Source organism: Candidatus Dormiibacterota bacterium (assembly GCA_035635555.1).
In the GTDB taxonomy this organism is placed as follows: Bacteria; Acidobacteriota; Polarisedimenticolia; order Gp22-AA2; family Gp22-AA2; genus Gp22-AA3.
The window spans coordinates 1-20,129 of sequence record DASQAT010000019.1; the positions used below are offsets into that span (position 1 = coordinate 1).

Sequence of the window (20,129 nt, forward strand, 5' to 3'; positions counted from 1 at the left end):
TGCCGCTGGGCACCTGGCGCACGCCGGTCATGGCGGTCGGGACCGACCCGAAAATGTTCGACAATTCACAGAGGACGTCACAGACCGGCATCCTGGAGGACGCACTGTCGCCTAATCCGCCGGGATCGAGGCTGTCAAATCCGGCCGCGACCGGCGATGTCCTCGCAACAACGGTGGTGGGCGCTCTGCTCAACGAGGCCTTTCCGTTCCCGCCCAAACTTCCCAATCGCAATAGCGGCGTTTGGCAGGCCATCCACAAGGATCTCGATAACCTGTTCTCCGATTCAGAAAGAGCCCCTGATCTGGTGTCCCTGCTGGACCCGAAGGTGAGAGCAGATCTGAAATCCCATGTGGAAAGCCGGCTTGCGAACATGTTCAAGGTGCCCGGCGAACCCCGCGCTTATGAATCGCGCGTGCTGCACGGCATCTGGGCGACCGCGCCCTATCTTCACAACGGATCGGTGCCGAACCTCTGGGAATTGCTGCTGCCGCCAGATCAAAGGAAGCCATTCTTCATGGTTGGCAGCAAGGCATATGATCGGGTCAATGTCGGGTACGTAACGGACAGCTCACCGTTCAAGGACGGCAAGCTGGTCGTGGGTTCGGGAGCCGAACCCGGCAATAGCAACGCCGGGCACGATTTCGGCAAAGACCTTAACGATGACGATCGCTGGGCGCTGATCGAATATCTCAAGCAGCTCTGAAGGGCGCCTTTACGCGTTCTTCAGCGCCACCCGGAATTCGGCCTCGGTCTTCGATTTGACCTCGTCGAGCGTGACGCCGTCGGCGAGCTCGATCAGCGCCATGCCGTCCTTGCCATGCTTGTCGATGGTGAAGACCGCCAGGTCTGTCACCACCAGGTCGACCACCTTCTCGCCGGTCAGCGGCAGGTTGCATTTTTTCAACAGCTTCGGGCCGTCCTTGGCGGAATGCTCCATCACCACCACGACGCGCTTGACGCCCGCGACCAGGTCCATCGCGCCGCCCATGCCCTTGACCAGCTTGCCCGGGATCATCCAGTTGGCGAGGTCGCCCTTTTCGCTGACCTGCATCGCGCCAAGGATGGCAAGGTTGATGTGGCCGCCGCGGATCATCGCGAACGAATCGGCGCTGCTGAAGTAGGAGCAGCCGGGGGTCTCGGTGACGGTCTGCTTTCCGGCGTTGATGAGATCGGCGTCCTCCTCCCCCTCGAGGGGGAACGGACCGACTCCGAGCATGCCGTTCTCCGACTGGAAGGTGACATGCATGCCCTCCGGGACATGGTTCGCGACCAGGGTCGGCATGCCGATCCCCAGGTTGACGTAGTAGCCGTCCCTGAGCTCAGCGGCCGCGCGCAGGACGATGAGTTCTCTGCTCGATTCGCTTTTCATAGTTCGTCCCCTGGAGGATGCGCTTCACGTAGACGCCCGGGGTATGAACGCTCTCCGGGTCGATCTCCCCCGGCTCCACGAGGCGCTCCACCTCCGCGATCGTCAGGCGCGCCGCCGTGGCCATGATCGGGTTGAAGTTGCGCGCCGTCTTGCGGTATTGAAGATTGCCGAGGCGATCGCCCCTGTACGCCTTCACCAGGGCAAAATCCGCGGTGAGCGAGGATTCCAGCACGTAATGCCGCTCTCCGAAGCGCCGGGTCTCCTTCCCCTCCGCCACCGTCGTGCCGTACCCGGTCGGCGTGAAGAAGGCCGCGATGCCGGCACCGCCGGCGCGGATGCGCTCGGAGAATGTCCCCTGCGGAACCAGTTCAACCAGGAGTTCCCCGCTCAGGAACTGACGCTCGAACAGATCGTTCTCGCCCACGTAGGTGGAGATCATCTTGCGGATCTGTCGCGTCCTGAGCAGCAGGCCGAGACCGTAGTCGCTGGTCCCGGCGTTGTTGCTCATGACGGTCAGGTCCTTCGTCCCTTTGCGCTGCAGAGCCTTGATCAGAGTCTCGGGAATGCCGCAGAGACCGAACCCTCCGACCATCAGGGTGGCCCCGTCGGGGATGTCACGGATCGCCTCATCGGCGCTCGCCACGACTTTGTTCATCGGCCGAGGGTCTCCTTCGCGGCGGTCCGTTCCTGCCCGGCACCGGTCTCCCGCAGCTCGATCAGGACGCCGCCGGTCGCGCGCGGATGAATGAACGCAATGCGCGAGCCCTCGGCGCCAGGGCGGCCGGGGGACCCGACCACCTGGAACCCCGCGTCGCCGACGCGCACGAGCGCCGCCTCCAGATCCTCGACCTCGAAACAGACGTGGTGGATCCCCTCCCCTCTCGCCTCGAGGAACCGCCCGACGGGAGACCCCTCGGAGACCGGCTCCACGAGCTCGATCCGCGTCCGGCCGGCCGGCAGGAGCGCGACGCGCACCCCTTCGCCTGCGACCTGCTCGATGCCGCGAAGCTCGAGACCGAGAACGTCCCGGTACAGCGGCAGACGCTCCTCGATGCGCCGCACGGCCACGCCGATGTGATCGAGACGTGCGCCGGGCGGCTCCCCGCCGCGCTCCTCCGTCTCCGGCCCGAGTCTCAGGAGCACTTCGCGGGCCGCGGTGTAGGGGTCGGTCTGCCGCGCAACAAGCGCCGTCTCGCAGCGCTCCAGCTCGGCTTCACCGACCTCTCCCGAGATGAGGCGCGTGATCAGGCGGTCGCGCAGGATGTCGAGGAAGCGCGCCCGGAGACCGGCTCGTCTCCGCTCCGCCAGCCGGTTTCCCTCCTCCAGAAACGCCCGATGGCGCGCGATCGCCTCCGCCAGCGGCTCGATCCCCTTCCCTTCCGTCGCGACGCATTCGAGGATCGGCGGGGTCCAGTCACGCTTGTCCGCCAGGGACATCATCCCCTCCAGGTCGGACGCCAGACGATCGGCCCCGGGATGGTCCGCTTTGTTGATCACGAACACATCCGCGATCTCGAGAAGACCTGCCTTGATCGCCTGGATGTCGTCTCCCTGCCCGGGAGTCAGGACCACGAGGACGGTGTCGGCGACACGCACGACGTCGACTTCGTCCTGCCCGACGCCCACCGTTTCCAGGAGGATCGGGTCCCGGCCGGCGGCGTCCATCAGATCGATGGCGTCGCGCGTGGCCCGGCTGAGGCCGCCGAAACGGCCGCGGGTCGCCATGGAGCGGATGAAGACCGCCGGGTCGAGCGTGTGCTCGTGCATGCGGATGCGGTCCCCCAGGACCGCCCCGCCGCTGAAGGCGCTGGAAGGATCCACGGCGACGACGCCCAGGGTACGCCCCTGGGAACGGTAGTGCGCGACCAGGCGGTTGACCAGACTGCTCTTGCCGGCTCCGGGTGGGCCGGTCACGCCGAGGATCGCGGCGCGCCCGGTGCGTGGAAAGAGGTCCGCGACGATCGCCTCTCCCCGGGACGACCCCTCCTCGACGAGCGAGATGGCGCGCGCCAGCGCCACCGGGTCGCCCGCGACCAGCCGCCTCGACAGATCCTCCATCAGGAGGCCCGCTCGCGCGTCTCCCCGAGGAGCTGTCGCGCGATGACCAGCCGCTGGATCTCGGAGGTCCCTTCACCGATGGTGCAGATCTTGGCGTCGCGGTAGGCCCGCTCGACCGGGTACTCCTTCACATACCCGTACCCCCCGTGAATCTGCACGGCGCGGTTGGCGACGCGCACCGCAGTCTCGGAGGAGTAGAGTTTCGCCATCGACGCCGCGCGCGTGACCTCCTGCCCTCGGTCCTTGAGATGCGCGGCTTGCTGCACCAGAAGGCGCGCGGCATGAATCTCGACGGCGGAATCGGCGAGCATCCACTGCACCGCCTGGAAGTCGGCGATGGGCCGGTCGAACTGTCGGCGCGTGCGCGCGTACTTCACCGCCTGCTCGAAGGCGCCTTGCGCGATCCCGACCCCCAGCGCCCCGATGCCGATGCGGCCGCCGTCCAGGATCCGCAACGCATCGATGAACCCCCGCCCTTCTCCGCCGAGGCGGTTGGCGTCGGTCACGCGGCATCCTTCCATGACGAGCTCGGCCGTGTCGGAAGCGCGGCAGCCCATCTTGTTCTCCTTGCGTCCGGCGCGAAACCCCGCCATGCCCCCTTCCAGGATGAACGCGGAGATTCCGTGCTTGTCCCGGCTCCGGTCGGTGACCGCGAACACGACCGCCACGTCGCACACCGAGCCGTGTGTCGCGAACGTCTTGCTGCCGTCGAGGACCCAGTCCTTGCCGTCGCGTCGCGCGGTGGCGCGCGTGCCGGAGGCGTCGCTGCCGGCGGTCGGCTCCGTCAGGCTCCAGGCGCCGATCTTCTCCCCCTTGGCGAGCGGAACCAGGAACCGTCGCTTCTGCTCCTCCGTTCCCGCCATGAAGATGTGGTTGGAGCACAGGGAATTGTGCGCGGCGACCGACAGGCCGATCGAGCCATCCACCCGCGCCAGCTCCTCGATGATCAGGACGTAGTCGATGTACGAGAGGCCGGCGCCTCCATACTCGGCGGGGAAGAGAATCCCCAGCATCCCCATCTTTCCGAGCTTCTTCATGATCTCCCTGGGGAATTGCTGGGTCTCGTCGAGTTGGAACGCCACGGGGGCGATCTCGTTCTCGGCGAAGCGCCGTACGGTCTGGCGGGTCAGCTCTTGTTCTTCGCTCAGTTGGAAGTCCAACGACGCCCCCGGGAGAGTTGCGCAGAGAAAACGATTCTAGTGCAGCGAAGATCCCCGATCAAGGAGGTGGTCCTGTCAGGACGCGTCCCTCGCCGTTTCACGCATCAGCAGATTCAGGCACTCCAGCGCCCGTTCTATCCCCCGGCGATCGACGTCGTAATGCGTGACGGCGCGCACCTGGGCCTCGTCGATCGCCAGGGCCAGGACACCGGCCTCCTTCCAGCGGCCGACGATGTCGTGCGCCGTCAGGCCGCCCCGGGCGACGGAGAACACGACGATGTTCGTCTGCACGCGGGCCGGGTCGGCGGACAGTCCCCGGATGGCTCCGATCCCCTCCGCCAGCAGGCGCGCGTTGGCGTGGTCCTCCGCCAGCCGCTTCACATTCTCCCGCAGCGCCACGAGACCGGCCGCCGCCAGCACCCCGGCCTGACGCATGCCCCCCCCGAGCCTCTTGCGCACCCGCAGCGCCTCCTCGATGAAGCCTGCCGGCCCGCAGAGGACCGAGCCGACCGGAGCGCCCAGCCCCTTGGACAGGCAGAACATGACCGAGTCGAATGGCCGCCCCAGGTCGGCCGCGTCCCGCCCGAGCGCCACCGCCGCATTGAACAGGCGGGCGCCGTCCAGGTGGACCGGGATGTGCCGCGCCCGCCCCAGATTGCAGATGGCCTCAGCCTCGGATGCGGGGACGATCGTCCCGCCGGCCATGTTGTGGGTGTTCTCGACCGCGATGAGCCCCGTCTGGGTCAGATAGTAGACGGGAGGGCGGATGGCCCTGCCGACCGCCTCCGCCTGCAGCACGCCATCCTGGCCTCGGATCGGGCGCGGCAGGACGCCGGAGAACACGGCCATCGTTCCCATCTCGTAGTTGAAAATGTGGCTGCGCTCCTCGAGGATGACCTCCTGCCCGGGACGCGTCCAGACGTTCACGGCGATCTGGTTTCCCATCGTTCCGGTCGGAACGAACAGGGCCGCCTCCTTTCCCGTACGCGCGGCGGCGAGCTCCTCCAGAAGGCGGACCGTCGGGTCCTCGCGAAACACGTCGTCTCCGACCTCGGCCTCCGCCATCGCCTTCCGCATGGCGGGGGTGGGCCGGGTCACGGTGTCGGAGCGGAGATCGATCCTGTCCATGTTCGGAATCGTACACGAGGCGGGCGCCTGACGTCACCCGGAAACCGCCGTCCCGCCTGCGCGACGCGCTATAATGCCCGCGGATGCGACGTCCCCTTCTCCTGCTGCCCGCGGTGCTCGTCCTCCTGTCCTGCGGTCGGAGCCCTCCCCGTCCGAACGTGCTGCTGATCACCATCGACACCCTGCGCGCGGATCGTCTGGGCTGCTACGGCTACGCGCGCCCGACCACGCCCCACATCGATCGACTGGCGGGGCAGGGGGCGCTCTTCGAGCGCATGTACACGACCCTGCCACGGACGACGCAATCGGTCGCCACGATCCTGACCGGGCGGTACCCCAAGTCGCACGGAGCGCGGGGTCTGTTCTCGAAGCTGTCGCCCGCCAACCTGACTCTCGCCGAGATCCTCAGGGATGGGGGGTACGATACGGCCGCCTTCGTGTCGAACCTCTTCCTGCGGCCCGGCCAGGGATTCGAGCAGGGATTCGATCGGTACGACAATCCCCAGGCGCGCTGGGACGGCGACTCGGCAGGTCCGGTGAGCGCGGGCGCCCTCGACTGGCTGCGAGGCCGCGGGGGCGGCCGGCCGTTCTTTCTCTGGGTGCACTATCTCGACCCGCACTGGACCTACAGGCCGGCCCCCCCCTTCGACCGCGTCTTCGATCCCGGTTTCGCGGGACCCTTCACGCTCTACGAGGATCTCGAAGCCGGACGACTGACCAAGGGGCAGGTGATCTTCGACAACCGGCTTCCACCCCGGCAGGTGGAGCATGTGGCGGCGCTGTACGACGGCGAGATCGCCCAGGTGGACGCCGCCCTCGCGGACCTGCTCGAGTACGCGGCCAGGCCGGAGCTCCAGCCCCTCCTGGTCGTGCTGACGTCCGACCACGGCGAGAGCCTGGGGGAGCACGGCTACCACTTCGCCCACGGCGAGTATCTCTACCAGCCGACGCTGCGCGTTCCGCTCCTCCTCAGTTTCCCCGGACGGATCTCCCCGGGGCTGAAGGTCGACGCGCTGGCCGAGAACGTCGATATCGCTCCCACCGTCGTCGCCCTCGTCGGGTTGAGCCGCATGCAGGCGGTGGACGGCCGTCCCCTGTTCATCCCGGCCGCGGGGGCGGGTCCTGGACACCAGGGCGTCTGGGTCCCCGCTCCGGGGCGGAGCATCGTGTTCGCGGAGAGCGACTACCAGTTGATCCACCCGGAGAACCGCCGCTACTACATCCCGGGGCCTTCGGGACGGTGGTCCTCCGCCTTCGACGGACGTTTCAAGCTGATTCACATCCCCCGGCCCGCGGGGGAGATCCTGGAGCTCTACGATCTCGCGTCCGACCCGGGGGAGACGCGCAATCTCCAGGGCGCGGGGACCGATCCGGAGGTGCTTCAGCGACTCCTGAGGGAGCTGCGGCGCTTCGTCGATTACGACGCCGGGGCCGCGGGCGAGCCCCGGACGATCGATGAGGACGAGAGACAGCGCCTGAAGTCGCTGGGCTACATCAACTGATCGGCGGGTGACATGAGACGCTCGAAGATTTCGTTGCTGACGAGCCTTCCGCGTCGCGTCAGTCGCAGACGGTCCGGAGCACGCTCCACCAGGCCGGACTGCGCCAGCGCCCCGAGACAGGCCTCCCCCGGCGGGACGAAGGCGTCGCCGTAGCGGGCGCGCAGGGCCTCCAGATCGACTCCCTCGGACAGGCGCAGCCCCGCGAACAGCGCCTCGAAGGCGCGCCGGTCGCGGGAACGCACGTCCTCGACTCGCGCGCATCGCTCACCGCGGCGCGCCAGGTAGTCGCGCAGATCCGCCGCGTTCGCCCAGCGACGCTCTCCGACATAGGAATGCGCCGACGGGCCGAACCCCAGATACTCCTCGTCGGTCCAGTACTTCAGGTTGTGCCTGCTCCGGTGTCCGGGACGGGCGAAATTCGAGATCTCGTAGTGCTCGAAGCCCTGATTGAGAAGCTCATCGGCCGCGTCCTCGTACAGGTGCGCCGCCTCGTCGTCGCCCATCGGGGTGCGGCGCCCGAGGGCGACTTCCCGTCCCAGCCGGGTCCTTTCATGGACCTCCAGCAGGTAGAGAGACACGTGATCGACGCCGCGGTCCACGATGCGCCGGATGTCGTCGGTCACCCTGGTCCGCTGCTGACCCGGCAGGCCGAGTATCAGATCGATCCCGAGGCTGCGCACAGCCGAGAGTCGCGCGGCATCCACCGAGGCGAGGGCCCGGCGGGCGTCGTGCGGCCGGCGCATCAGCTTCAGGAGATCATCGTCGAGCGACTGGACGCCGATCGAGACGCGATTCACGCCCGCTGCGGCGTATCCATCCAGGCGGACGGCGTCGAGGTCCTCGGGGTTCGCCTCGAGGGCAAGCTCCGCCGTCGCAGAGACCCTGAATGAAGACTTCAGCGATGCGAGCACGGCGGACAGGAGCGTGGGAGGGAGGAGAGACGGTGTGCCGCCGCCGAAGTGAATCGTGTCGGCCGGGGGCGCCCCGGACTCCCGGCCCGCCAGCGCGATCTCGCCGCACAGGGCCTCGACGAAGGTCGGGAGGTCCGGACCCCGTCCGGGCATCAGATAGAAGTCGCAGTAGGAGCAGCGCACGGCGCAGTAGGGCACGTGCACGTAGAGACCGAGAGGGCGGGCGGCTCCGCCGGTCAAACCCGCTCCACCATCCCCGAGGGGATCCAGCCGCTCATGGCGTTCGGAAGGCTCACCTGGTACCAGCCGTCGCGCCGGTTGCGCACCTCGAGCCGTGTGCCTTCGTGCACCGTGAACAGGACCGTGTTCTCCGCCGAGGGCCCGCTCAGGACGTCCACCCTGTCGGTCATGACGATGGCCCGCTCCGCCGTCCGGCTCTGAATGGCCTCGACGAGCGCCCCCCCCGCGAGAAGCGCCAGCACCCCGGTGGCCGCCGCGGCGTATCCCAAAAGGCGCCTCCTCCCCTCGCCGCTCGTGAGCGGCAGGCACGCCACGAAGCCGCAGGTGATGACGTACAGGCACAGGAAGACCGCGCTCAGAGAGTCGGGCGGGACCGTGTCGAGATGGTCCTGCATCACCTTGACGGGATAGGGAACCTCGGCATCCTCGATGCGATCGCGGATTTGCCCGCGCGCCAGCTCCAGGTTGTCGCGGGCGTCCTGATCGGAGGGATCGAGCCTGAGCGCCCGCTCGTAATTGAGAATCGCCGGTCCGAGCCTGCCGAGCTTGAAGTAGGCGTTGGCGAGATTGTACAGGACGCGCGGATCGGCGACACCGTAACCCAGGATCTTCTCGTACGCCTCGGCCGCGTCGCGGAACTTGCCCTGCTCGTACAGGCTGTTGCCCCCCTGGAAGAGCTCCGAGGGGGTCGTGGCGAGCGCCGGCGAGACCGGCGCCAGACCGCACAGGATCAGGAGCACGCCGAGCGCCAGGAGGGAGCGTCTCATGTCGAGAGCGACCGCTCGAGACGGACGATGATCTCCTCCGCTTCCTGCAGCGTGCGGCGCATCTCCTCGGAGCCGGACGAGGCGGGTGCGAATCGCGCGTAGTCGCAGGCCTCGAGGCACCTGTGGAACTGGCGCCGCTCCTCGTCCGGGGCGCCGCGCGAGGCAAGGAAATCCTCGATCCGATCGTGCGTCAAGCCGGCGCCCGAGGTGTCGAACTTGGCCGCGACGAACTCGGTCAGGGCCCGGGCCACCTCGGCGTAGAACGCCCGGGCGGTCGCCGGCGCCATCCGCCGGTGCGCGTCCTTGAGACGGCGGCGCGCCATCGTCCGCGCGCGCCGCTCACGGCGCTGGCGGGCGTTGGCCCGCTGCGAGTGGCGGGTCCGGGAGAACACGAACACGCCGAAGTCCGCCGCCACGGGCAGGAGGATCAACACGGCGAACCAGCGGGAGCGGTAGAAGGGGCGCGAGCGGTCCATGAGCCCGTCCGGCGCCTGCTTGATGAAATGGATGTCGCGCCGAAGCTGCCGCACGTCGCTCTGCACCACCCCGCCGACGGTCCCGCCCGCGCTCCCCTCCGGACCGCGCGCCACCTGGATCGGAATCGCCGGGCTCGCGACGCTCCTGTAGACACCGGCCTTCGGATCGAAGAAGGAGAACCGGACGGGCGGGATCGCCTGCGATCCCGGCGCCAGGGGGATGAGGACGTAGTCCCAGATCTTCTCGCCGAGCATCCGGTCGCCCGCCACCGACGTGGAGGCGCTGACCTTGGGCGCGTACTGCTTGAAGTCGCTCAGATCGGGAAGCGGCAGGGCGTTCACGGCGTTCAGGTTCCCTTCGCCGGCGACCTTCACCTTCACGCCGACGGCGTCGTTGACCTGCGATTCCCTGCGGTCGGCCGTGACCGAGAGGGTGAAGTTCCCCACCGCACCCGAGAAGGCTTCCGGGCGCTGCGCCGCGGGCAGCGGCTGCACATGGATCGCGATCGGCTCGGTGCGTCTCGTGATCGTCTCGGTCGGCGTGAAGAAGAACGATTCGATCGGATCCTGGCTGCGCCTGCGGACCTGGATCTGGTAGGTCAGGCCCGGGATCATCAGGGTGCCGGTGCCGGTGGGAAACAGGGCCCGCTTCATCAGAGTGTACTCGCTGTACGATTCGGGCCCGCGCTGCACCCTGCGCTGCTCGAGGTTTTCCGGCAGCTTGATCTCCTCCGCCCAGAATCCGGGAAACGTCGGCGTGTCCTTCATCCCCAGGTTCAGGATTTCGGTCTGGGTATCGAGGAGGACGCGCAGAGTGACCTGCTGCCCTATGTAGGCCGTGCGCTCGTCGACATCGGCCACGATGCGAACCTGGGGGGCATCCGCCGGCGCCGGCTGGGGCCGGGTGATTCCCTGGGACCGCCCGGGCCCCCCGCGGATCCCCCCTCCGGGTGGCGCCGCCTGGGGCGCGCCCGGCGGCCCCGCGCTGCCCGCCGGGGCGACCTCCACGTCGATCGCCTCGGTGCGGTAGGTGCGGCCATTCACGAGGAGGCCGAGGGAAGGGATACGCTGGCTCCCGGTCTGGCGCGGGCGCAGCGCGTAGCTGTAGGTGCGGGTGGCGGAGGTCCGGCCGTTGATCCACTGGAAACGGTTCGAGGTCATCGGCCCGCCCACGATATCGAAGTCGGTGATGCCGGACACGTCCGGCGGGGCGACCTCCCCGAGCGAAGGACCGGAGATCTCGACCGTGAGGACGACCTGCCCGCCCTCGACCACGCTGGTGCTGTCGACGCGGGCGCGCACGCCCACGTCCTGGGCGGCCGCCGGATCGACGCCCAGGAGCGCCGCGATCAGAACGGCGATCACGATGGCCAGGGCGGTACGGCGGGGCGTCACCAGTCCTGCTCCGGCGGGCGCCGGTCGCCGACTGCGGCCCGCGCGTGCTTCTTGATCCCCTCCTTCTCCTCCTGCTGCAGCGCCTCGAGCACCTGCCGCGCCTCGTCTTCGCTCATCTCGCCGGGCTTCTTCTGCTGCTGCGGCGGCCGCCCGCCCCCTTCCCCTTGCTGCTGTTGCGGGCTCTTGTTCTGATCCTGGTCCTTGTCCTGCTGCGGTTTTTGCTGCTGCTTCTTCTTCTGCTGGTCCAGGAGACGCAGGGCGAGCTCGAGATTGCGCTTGGCGTCGGTGTCGTCGGGACGCGCGCGGAGCGCCTGGACGTACGCCTGGATCGCGTCCTCCAGACGTCCCTGCATCATGAGGGCGTTCCCGCGGTTGAACAGGGCGGCCTGCGACAGGACCGGGTCGGGCGCGGCCTGGGCGCGCAGGTACTCCTCGACCGCCTTGTCGTATTCCTTCTTGCGGAACAGCACGTTGCCGATGTTGTAGTGCAGCTCCGGCGCCCCGGGACGGGACGCCTGGGCGTCGACGTACATCTTGAGGGCGTCGTCGAGCCTCTTCTGTTCGTAGAGGCGGTTCCCTTCGTTGTTCTTCCTGGCCGCCGGGTCGGCCACAGCCGGCATCGGACAGACGAGAGCCAGAAGCAGCAGGAGGCCCGCCGTTCGACCGTCGCTTCGTCTCATGCCGCATCCTCCCCGCGCTCCGGGACCGGCGCCGCCACCCTGCGCCTTCTCTCCCCCAGGGCGGTGTCGATCCCGAGCAGAAGAATCGCCACACCGAGAGGGAACTGATAGCGCTCCTCGTAGGCGGTCAGGGTACGCCCGGACAGGGTCCTTTGATCCATGCGCGAGATCTCCTCGTACACGCGTCGCAGCTCCACCCCCTCAGGGGAGGACCGGAAGTACTTGCCACCCGTGGCCAGTGCTGTCGCCTCCAGATCCCCCTCGCCGAGACGGCTCGTCACCTTGCGGTGGCCGCGGTCTTCTTTATACCCGATGATGTCGCCCCGCGCGTTCCGCAGCGGGATCGGCTCGCCGCTGGGGCTGCCGACCCCCACGGTGTAGATGACCACCCCCTCCGCCGCCGCCGCGAGCGCGGCCGCCTCGACATTTCCCTCGTGATCCTCCCCGTCGGTGATCAGCACCAGCACCTTGTAGCGCCGCTCCCCGGGTCGGAACGCGGCGACGGCGGCCTGGATCGCCTCGGCGATCGCGGTACCCTGGATCGGGATGAGATCGACGTCGAGCACGTCGACGAACATCCGCGCCGCGGTATAGTCGAGCGTCAGCGGGCAGGCCACGTACGACGTCCCGGCGAACGCCACCACGCCGACGCGGTCGCCGCGCAGGAGATCGATGAAGGACCCCACCGCGGCCCGCGCCTGCGCCATGCGGTTCGGTTTCACGTCCTCGGCCAGCATGCTCAGGGAGGTGTCGACCGCGACGATCACGTCGACACCGCGCCGCGTGACCGATTCGAGCTTCGCGCCCCACTGAGGACGCGCCAGGGCCACGATCAGGAAGACCGATGCGAGCACCACGAGCACGGCCTTGATGATGCGTCTCTCGAGGCTGGCGCTTCCGGTCAGACGCATCATGAGAGGCAGGTCGCCGAAGGCCTGAAGCGCCAGCCGGCGGCGGCGCAGTGACAGCACGAACAGGCCGATCAGGACAGGCACTCCGAGAAGCCACCACAGAAATTCAGGAGCCGCGAAGCGCATCAGTACTCCCCGGTACCGCGCCCCGGACCGGCGGGTGTCATGGGATCTTCCTCAGCACGGTGGACGACAGCGCCAGTTCCAGGAGAACGAGGAAGGCCCCCGGGTAGAGACACCAGGCGAACTGCTCGGTGTGGCGCGTGTAGCCGCGCACCTTGATCTCGGTCCGCTCCATCCGATCGATCGTCGCGAAGATCTCCTTGAGAGCGCGCGCGTCGGTGGCCCGGAAGTACCGGCCGCCGGTCGCGTCGGCGATCTGCTGCAGCGTCTGCTCGTCGATGTCCGCCTGGACGTTGATGTAGCGCCGCCCGAGGATCGGATCGTCGATCGGGTAGGGCGCCTCCCCTTCCGTCCCGACCCCGATGGTGTAGACCTTGATCCCCATGGCCTGCGCCAGGCGCGCGCCGCTCAAGGGATCGATCTGTCCGCGGTTGTTGCGCCCGTCGGTGAGCAGGATGATCACCCGGCTCTTCCCCTTGGCGTCTTTGAGCCGCGCCACCGCCGTCGCCAGCCCCATGCCGATCGCGGTGCCATCCTCCTCGCGGGAGGCGATGTCGACCTGGGACAGGAGGTCCTGCAGCACACCGTAATCGAGCGTCAGCGGACAGCGCGTGTAGGCGTTGGCGGCGAAGACGACCAGACCGATAAGATCGTTGCGCCGTCCGTGGACGAACTGACCGACCACGTCCTTGGCGACGGCCAGGCGATTCTTCGGCTTGAAGTCCTCGGTGCGCATGCTGCCCGAGATGTCCACCGCCAGGGCGATGTCGATCCCCTCGGTGAGCACCTCCTCCTCGTGGCGGCCGGTCTGGGGACGCGCGAACGCGACGACGAGGAGCAGCAGCCCCAGGACCCGCAGAGCGACCGGCACGTGGCGCAGCCGCACGGCCAGGCCGGGCGGAATGGCACGGAAGGGGGACGTCAGCGGGAAGACGAGGCTGGCGCGCCCGACGCGGCCACGCGCGAGATGGACCACCAGGAGAGCGAGGAGGGTCAGGAGGACCAGCCCGGCGTAGGGCGCGGCGAACAGGAACGAGGTCATCGGGTCCCGCCCGCGGCCGCGCCGGAAGCGACGGCCGGCATGATGTCGGCGGGCACGGCCTCGCGCCGCCGCGTCTCGTCGACCAGGTGGTAGGCCTTCTCGACCACCGCGCGGGTGTCGTCGGACGCCGGGATGTGCTTCGCGAACTTGACCAGGTCGCAGGAGCCGAAGAATTCCGCCGTCAGCGCCATCCCCTTCGCGGGCAGCCGTGCCAGCCGCAGCGCCTCCAGGATCTCGGCGCTGGTGCGCTCGAACGTGTCCACCCCGAAACGAGCCTCGAAGTAACGCCTCACGATCTCCGCGAGCTCGATGTAGAACTCCTTCACGCGCCCCTTCTCCAAGAGCCCCGACGCGAGAAGGCGCTCCAGCTCGGCATAGGCGATCTCGTGCGCCGGCCTCGGAGGCGCCGCCGGGGCGGCGCCCTCGACCGGCCCGCCGCGCGCCCGTCTGCGACGCCAGATCCAGACGGCCAGGGCTGCGGCCGCGATGGCGGCCAGGAGGATGAAGGGCCACAGGGGCGGCACCGGCATGACCGCGGGGTTCTTGATGTCGGCGGGGCGCGTATCCCCTTCCGCCAGGACGGAGCCGATGGTGAACGGCACCGGTACTGTGGCGACCCTCGCCTCCCTGCCCGAGGCGTCCACGACGGTCGCCTCGATCGACGGGATGCGCGAGGGGCCGAGCCGGTAGCCCGCCACGCGCAGCACGCGCGTCTCCTGCACCCGGCCATCGGGAAGCGTCGTCTGGGACGATTGCCTGCCGAGTACGGCCAGGTCTCCGAGGGAGCGCTCGGGATCGAATGCCGTCACCCTGGCATCGGGCGGGTGGAGCAGCCGGACGGTCACCGTGATCGGATCGCCGACCGTCACGGTCTTTCGATCGGCCGCCGCCTCGATCCGCACCGCTCCCGCCTGCGCGGGGGCCGCGGGCGTCTGTTCGGGCTGCGGCGCCGCCGCGCCGCCCGCTCCGGCCGGCCCCGTCCCTGGAGCCGGCCCGGCCGCCGTGGAGCCCGGCGCCGGTGCGGGGGCGGCCCCGCCGGCCGCGACCGGCAGGACGAGCGCCAGGCCGAGCGCCCCGATCGCGGCCGCGCCGGCCGCGGCCGCGCCTCGTGCCGCGCCGGGCCTCCTCATCGGCTCATCCTCCGGGCCCGGCGGTGGAAGAACCGGAGGAGCGGCGCGTCATAGGGGCGGTCGGTGAACAGCTCGAGACAGTCGATCGCGTTGCCGCGGAACAGCGCCTCGCGGGCCGCCCGCCGCTGCACGGCCCATGCCTGGTAGCGCGCGCGCGTCCGGCGATCGGAGGCGTCCACCAGGATCCGTTCTCCCGTCTCCGCGTCCTCCAGGTCCAGGAGGCCGACCGGCGGCAGGGACTCCTCGCGCGGATCGGTGACCGTGATCGCGATGACGTCGTGCTTGCGCGCCGCCACGCGCAGCGGCTGTTCGTAACCCTGCACCAGGAAATCGGACACCACGAACACCACGGCGCGCTTGGTGATGGTCCTGTACATGAACTGCAGCGCCATGCCCAGGTCGGTGGCCTTCCCGCGCGGACGGAAATAGAGGATCTCGCGGATGACGCGCAGGACGTGGTCCTTCCCCTTGCGCGGCCGCAGGAAGGTCTCGATCCGATCGGTGAACGCGATGAGACCGACCCGGTCGCTGTTCTTGATCGCCGAGAACGCCAGGATGGCGCAGATCTCCGCCTCGATCTCACGCTTGAACTGCCGGCGCGTGCCGAACTCTCCCGAGGCCGAGAAGTCGACCAGGAGCAGAACGGTCAGCTCGCGCTCCTCCACGTGCTTCTTCACGTACGGATGGCCCATGCGGGACGTGACGTTCCAGTCGATGCTCCGGATGTCGTCGCCGAACTGGTATTCGCGCACCTCGGAGAACTCCATGCCGCGCCCCTTGAACACGGAGTGGTACTCGCCCGCCAGGGACTCGTTCACCAGGCGGCTGGTGCGAATTTCGATGCGGCGCACCTTCTTCAGGAGATCGGCTGGAAGCATGGCTCAGGAATTCACCGGTGCGGTGCGTCCCGGCGTTCCTAGGGCACCTCGATGGTGTCGAGCACCCTCTGGATGATCTGCTCGGTCGTGACGTCCTCGGCCTCGGCCTCGTACGACAGGATGATCCGGTGCCGCATGACGTCGAAGGCGATCGATTTGACGTCCTCGGGCGTCACGTAACCGCGGCCCCGGATGAACGCGTGCGCCTTCGCCGCCACGGTCAGGAAGATCGTCGCGCGGGGGGACGCTCCGAACTGGATCAGACCCTTGATGTCGAGCTTGTAGTCCTCGGGCCGGCGGGTCGCGAACACGATCTCCACGATGTAGTCCTTGATGCGGCTGTCGATGTAGACCTGGCCCACGACGGCGCGGGCCCGCATGATGTCGGCGGGCGTGATGACCCTGCGCACGTCGAAGTGATCGGGGCCGGTCATCCGGTCGAGGATCTCCCGCTCCTCGGTCTTGTTCGGGTAGTCGACCTTGAGCTTCAGCATGAACCGATCGACCTGGGCCTCCGGAAGGGGGTAGGTCCCCTCCTGTTCGATCGGGTTCTGCGTCGCCAGCACGAGGAACGGCGGCGCCAGCGGGTACGTGGTGTCCCCGATCGTCACCTGCATCTCCTGCATCGATTCCAGGAGGGCCGACTGGACCTTCGCCGGGGCGCGGTTGATCTCGTCCGCCAGGATGATGTGGGCGAACAGAGGCCCTTTGCGGGGCACGAATTGTCCGTCCTTCTGGTTGTAGATCATCGTGCCGATCAGGTCGGCGGGAAGAAGGTCGGGCGTGAACTGGATGCGCTGGAACTTCGCATCGATGACGTCCGACAGCGTCTTCACCGACAGCGTCTTCGCCAGGCCGGGGACCCCTTCCAGCAGCAGGTGACCACCGCCCAGAAGGCCGATCAGCAGCCGGTCCAGGAGCGCCTTCTGGCCGACGATGACCTTGCGCACCTCGCCCAGGACCTGGTCGACGAACACCGACTCTTTCTGGACGAGATCGTTGATCCTCTTGATGTCCTGCTCCATCGCGGGAAGGCCCTCCGGAAGGCGTGTGATACGAGCGCAAAATTTTAGACCACGCGCGGCGGAGAGTCAATTTGCGCGATCTCCGCGCACGAGTTCGAATGACGACGACCTCGATCCGGGGATAGAATCCGCGCACGCTCGATGGGGAGGTCCGCGTGCGCTTTCGGTTCGGCCCCGCACTTTCCCGCCGTCCCTGGCTGACGGCGGGCGATGCCGTCGTGCTGCTCGCGCTGGCGGCCCTGCTTTCGGCCGGCGTGTCCATGGCCTGGCGCGCGCCGGCGGTCCAGCGCGGCCCGATCATCTCCCTGGCGCCCTCCGCACTCCCGGTCTACGCCCTGCTGTCCACGGCGCGGATGGCGGCGGCCTACTGTCTCTCCCTCGCCTTCACGCTCGTGTACGGCTACGCGGCCGGGCGCAGCAGGAGCGCGCGCCGCGTGCTGATCCCGGTGCTGGACGTCCTGCAGAGCGTGCCGATCCTCTCCTTCCTGCCGGTGGTGCTCCTCGGGCTCAGCGCGGTCCTGCCGCAGAAGCCGGCCGCCGAGATCGCCGCGATCCTGCTCATCTTCACCTCGCAGGCCTGGAACATGACCTACAGTTTCTACCAGTCGATGACGACGATCCCGAACGAGCTCCGGGAGGCGGCCTCGGTGTTCCGCTTCGGCCCCTGGCTGCGCTTCAAGACTCTCGAGATGCCCTTCTCGGCGCTCGGTCTGATCTGGAACAGCATGATGAGCTGGGCGGGGGGCTGGTTCTTTCTCATGGCCGCTGAGATCTTCACGGTCGGGGCCCGCGACTTCCGGCTGCCCGGACTGGGGGCCTACCTGCAGGAGGCGGCGAACCGCGGGGACAGCCGCGCCGTGCTCTACGGCATCGTGACGCTCGTCGCCACCATCGTCGTCCTCGACCAGGTGCTCTGGCGGCCGCTCCTGGCCTGGGCGGACAAGTTCCGGGTCGACACCCTGTCCGGCGAGGAGCCGTTCACCTCCTGGTTCGGTCATCTCCTCTCCCGCTCGGTCCTCCTCGACCGGGCGCGGGCGAGGCTGATCGAGCCCCTGGCCGAGCGCGTCGACACGGTGCTCTCGAGGCGCCTGCGGGATGCCCCGGACGCGCCTGCCGGCGCCCGTGCCGCGCGTCCCTCGACCATCACGCTCCTGGCGTCCGGCGCTCTCGCGCTCCTCGTCCTCTACGGCGCGTACCGCGCCATGGGGATGCTCGCGGCGCTGCCGATGGCCACCTGGAGGCCGCTCCTCAGCGGGCTGGGCGCCACGTTCCTGCGCGTCGCCGCGGCGCTCCTGATCGCTCTCGCGTGGACGGTTCCGGCCGGCGTCGCCATCGGCATGAACCGCCGGCTCGCCACGTTCGTGCAGCCGATCGTCCAGGTGGTCGCCTCGATTCCGGCCACGGCCCTGTTCCCCGTCATCGTGGTCGCGCTCCTCTCGGTGCCGGGGGGCCTGAACATCGCCGCCATCGTGCTGATGCTGATGGGGACCCAGTGGTACCTCCTGTTCAACGTAATCGCGGGGGCCTCGGCCATCCCTCAGGATCTGCGCTTCACGACCGACCTGCTCCGGCTGCCGCTTTTGGATCGCTGGCGCGTCCTCATCCTTCCCGCCATCTTTCCTTATGTCGTGACCGGAGCGATCACCGCGGGAGGCGGGGCGTGGAACGCCAGCATCGTGGCCGAGCACGCGGAGTTCGGAGGGCGATCGCACTCCACGACCGGCATCGGGGCCCTGATCGCGGGAGCGACCTCGCGCGGCGATTATCCCCTGCTGCTGGCGTCGACGCTGGCCCTCATCGCCACCGTCGTCCTGATCAACCGCACCTTCTGGCGCTCCATGTACCGGCTGGCGGAAGAGCGCTATCGGATGGAGTGACGAGGATCGCATGAGCGTCTCGGGCAACGGAAGCCTGCTGGAGCTCCGGGGAGTGGGCAAGGAATATGCCGGCGGCGGGCGCGCGTGCGTCGCCGTCCGGGACGTCGACCTGACGATTCGTCCCGGCGAATTCGTCGGCCTCCTCGGTCCATCGGGCTGCGGCAAGTCGACTCTGCTCCGCATCATCACCGGTCTGACCCCCGCCACCTCGGGCCGCGTCCTGTACCGCGGCGAACCGCTCGTCGGGATCAATCCGCACGCCACCATCGTGTTTCAGACCTTCGCCCTGTACCCCTGGCTCACCGTGCAGGAGAACGTCGAGATCGCGCTCAAGGCGCGCGGCCTCCCCCCGGACGATCGCCGCGTGGTGGCGCTGAGGCTCATCGATCTCGTCGGTCTGGACGGCTTCGAGTCGGCCTATCCGCGGGAGCTCTCCGGCGGCATGCGGCAGAAGGTCGGGTTCGCGCGCGCCATGGCCGTCGAGCCCGAGCTTCTCTGCCTGGACGAGCCGTTCTCGGCGCTGGACGTGCTCTCGGCGGAGGCGCTGCGCAACGAGCTCCTCGAGCTGTGGCTGGGAAAATCGATCCCCACGCAGGCGATCCTGCTGGTGACCCACAACATCGAGGAAGCCGTGCTCCTGGCCGATCGTCTGATCATCATGGGGAAGGATCCCGGGCGGGTCCTCGCCGAGATGCCGGTCGGCCTGCGCTACCCGCGCCATCGCAAGGACACCGCCTTCATGGCGACCCTCGACAAGGTCTATGCACTCGTGTCCGGCCCCGCGAAACCGGAGACGGGGGCGGCGGGGGCCGGGCAGGGACAGCCGCTGCTGACGAAGCGTCTCCCGAGCGCGCGCATCAACGGTCTTGCGGGGCTCATGGAGAAGGTGGCCGAGGAGGGCGGGCGGGCCGACCTGCACCGCATCGGCAGCGGCCTGCACCTCGAGCTGGACGACCTGCTTCCCGTGGTGGAGGCCGCCCAGCTCCTCGGCTTCGCGCAGGTCGACTCCGGCGACATCCTGCTTACCCCGCTCGGCCAGGCGTTCGCGGACGCGAGCATCCCGGCGCGCAAGGAGATCATCGCGGGACGCCTCCTGCGTCATCCCACGATCCGCTGGATCTACGAGACCCTGCAGGAGGACGACGACCGGCGCGTCGCCGAGTCGTATTTCCTGGAGCGCCTGCAGACGGAGTTCGGGGAGAACGCGCCCGCGCAGCTCGAGACTGCCATCAATTGGGCCCGGTATGCCGAGTTGTTTGCGTTCGACGACGATACTGACGACCTCTTCCTTGAGTCCTGATCAACGTGGCGTCGAGAGTGTTGCGACCGAAGGCGTGAGGGTGGTCGGAGGTCGTGTCTTCTGGCGGACGACGGTGGTGGGGTGCGGTTGCGGAAGTGATTGAAGGGTCGTCTCTTGCTCGAGCCGGGTCTGTGGCACGCTCCTTGAGTCTTCGGG

General features: G+C 68.5%; 18 protein-coding genes. 4 read left to right on the top strand and 14 right to left on the bottom strand.

Annotated features, from left to right (window positions below):
• Positions 1 to 704, top strand: a 704-nt coding sequence (locus VEW47_05320) for a di-heme-cytochrome C peroxidase (protein ID HYS04595.1), incomplete at its 5' end; no start/stop codon positions are given.
• 9 nt (positions 705 to 713) lie between these two features.
• Here VEW47_05320 and VEW47_05325 read toward each other — a convergent pair.
• From VEW47_05325 to VEW47_05345, 5 genes are all read right to left on the bottom strand, one after another.
• A complete protein-coding gene (locus tag VEW47_05325) occupies positions 714 to 1,370 on the bottom strand; it encodes a 3-oxoacid CoA-transferase subunit B (GenBank protein ID HYS04596.1) in 657 nt (218 codons plus the stop codon).
• A complete protein-coding gene (locus VEW47_05330) occupies positions 1,321 to 2,025 on the bottom strand; it encodes a CoA transferase subunit A (GenBank protein HYS04597.1) in 705 nt (234 codons plus the stop codon). Before VEW47_05330 ends, VEW47_05325 begins: the two co-directional genes overlap by 50 nt.
• A complete protein-coding gene (gene meaB, locus VEW47_05335; GenBank protein HYS04598.1) occupies positions 2,022 to 3,428 on the bottom strand; it encodes a methylmalonyl Co-A mutase-associated GTPase MeaB in 1,407 nt (468 codons plus the stop codon). Before meaB ends, VEW47_05330 begins: the two co-directional genes overlap by 4 nt.
• On the bottom strand, positions 3,428 to 4,588 hold the full coding sequence (locus VEW47_05340; protein HYS04599.1) for an acyl-CoA dehydrogenase family protein: 1,161 nt from the start codon (positions 4,586 to 4,588) through the stop codon (positions 3,428 to 3,430). The genes meaB and VEW47_05340 overlap by 1 nt, the downstream gene beginning before the upstream one ends.
• Before the next feature lie 75 nt (positions 4,589 to 4,663).
• On the bottom strand, positions 4,664 to 5,716 hold the full coding sequence (locus tag VEW47_05345; protein ID HYS04600.1) for a GntG family PLP-dependent aldolase: 1,053 nt from the start codon (positions 5,714 to 5,716) through the stop codon (positions 4,664 to 4,666).
• A gap of 83 nt (positions 5,717 to 5,799) precedes the next feature.
• Here VEW47_05345 and VEW47_05350 point away from each other — a divergent pair, with 83 nt between their 5' ends.
• Positions 5,800 to 7,218: a sulfatase gene (locus VEW47_05350; GenBank protein HYS04601.1), complete on the top strand. Its 1,419-nt coding sequence runs from the start codon at positions 5,800 to 5,802 to the stop codon at positions 7,216 to 7,218.
• On the opposite strand, the gene hemW is transcribed toward VEW47_05350, so the two are convergent.
• Genes hemW through VEW47_05395 form a run of 9 tightly spaced genes read right to left on the bottom strand, consistent with a single transcriptional unit; the run spans position 7,206 to position 16,796 of the window.
• Positions 7,206 to 8,369, bottom strand: coding sequence for a radical SAM family heme chaperone HemW (gene hemW, locus VEW47_05355; GenBank protein HYS04602.1), 1,164 nt, complete (start codon positions 8,367 to 8,369; stop codon positions 7,206 to 7,208). The genes VEW47_05350 and hemW overlap by 13 nt on opposite strands.
• A complete protein-coding gene (locus VEW47_05360) occupies positions 8,366 to 9,136 on the bottom strand; it encodes a tetratricopeptide repeat protein (GenBank protein HYS04603.1) in 771 nt (256 codons plus the stop codon). Before VEW47_05360 ends, hemW begins: the two co-directional genes overlap by 4 nt.
• Complete coding sequence (locus VEW47_05365) at positions 9,133 to 11,007, bottom strand: BatD family protein (GenBank protein HYS04604.1); 1,875 nt, start codon at positions 11,005 to 11,007, stop codon at positions 9,133 to 9,135. The genes VEW47_05360 and VEW47_05365 overlap by 4 nt, the downstream gene beginning before the upstream one ends.
• Entirely contained in the window at positions 11,004 to 11,687 is a 684-nt protein-coding gene (locus VEW47_05370) for a tetratricopeptide repeat protein (protein ID HYS04605.1), read from the bottom strand. Before VEW47_05370 ends, VEW47_05365 begins: the two co-directional genes overlap by 4 nt.
• The gene (locus tag VEW47_05375) at positions 11,684 to 12,724 is read right to left on the bottom strand and encodes a VWA domain-containing protein (GenBank protein ID HYS04606.1); all 1,041 of its coding nucleotides are present in this window, start codon (positions 12,722 to 12,724) and stop codon (positions 11,684 to 11,686) included. The genes VEW47_05370 and VEW47_05375 overlap by 4 nt, the downstream gene beginning before the upstream one ends.
• A 37-nt stretch (positions 12,725 to 12,761) precedes the next feature.
• Positions 12,762 to 13,763 (bottom strand): VWA domain-containing protein, encoded by a 1,002-nt coding sequence (locus VEW47_05380; protein ID HYS04607.1) that lies wholly within the window; start codon positions 13,761 to 13,763, stop codon positions 12,762 to 12,764.
• Positions 13,760 to 14,893, bottom strand: coding sequence for a hypothetical protein (locus tag VEW47_05385; GenBank protein HYS04608.1), 1,134 nt, complete (start codon positions 14,891 to 14,893; stop codon positions 13,760 to 13,762). Before VEW47_05385 ends, VEW47_05380 begins: the two co-directional genes overlap by 4 nt.
• Positions 14,890 to 15,771 carry a DUF58 domain-containing protein gene (locus tag VEW47_05390; protein HYS04609.1) on the bottom strand — a complete coding sequence of 294 codons (882 nt, stop codon included), beginning with the start codon at positions 15,769 to 15,771 and terminating at the stop codon, positions 14,890 to 14,892. The genes VEW47_05385 and VEW47_05390 overlap by 4 nt, the downstream gene beginning before the upstream one ends.
• A gap of 38 nt (positions 15,772 to 15,809) precedes the next feature.
• Positions 15,810 to 16,796 carry an AAA family ATPase gene (locus VEW47_05395; protein HYS04610.1) on the bottom strand — a complete coding sequence of 329 codons (987 nt, stop codon included), beginning with the start codon at positions 16,794 to 16,796 and terminating at the stop codon, positions 15,810 to 15,812.
• Between the two features lie 155 nt (positions 16,797 to 16,951).
• On the opposite strand from VEW47_05395, the gene VEW47_05400 reads away from it, so the two are divergent.
• Positions 16,952 to 18,673: an ABC transporter permease subunit gene (locus VEW47_05400; protein HYS04611.1), complete on the top strand. Its 1,722-nt coding sequence runs from the start codon at positions 16,952 to 16,954 to the stop codon at positions 18,671 to 18,673.
• A gap of 10 nt (positions 18,674 to 18,683) precedes the next feature.
• On the top strand, positions 18,684 to 19,973 hold the full coding sequence (locus VEW47_05405; protein HYS04612.1) for a nitrate/sulfonate/bicarbonate ABC transporter ATP-binding protein: 1,290 nt from the start codon (positions 18,684 to 18,686) through the stop codon (positions 19,971 to 19,973).
• Positions 19,974 to 20,129 lie beyond the last annotated feature (156 nt).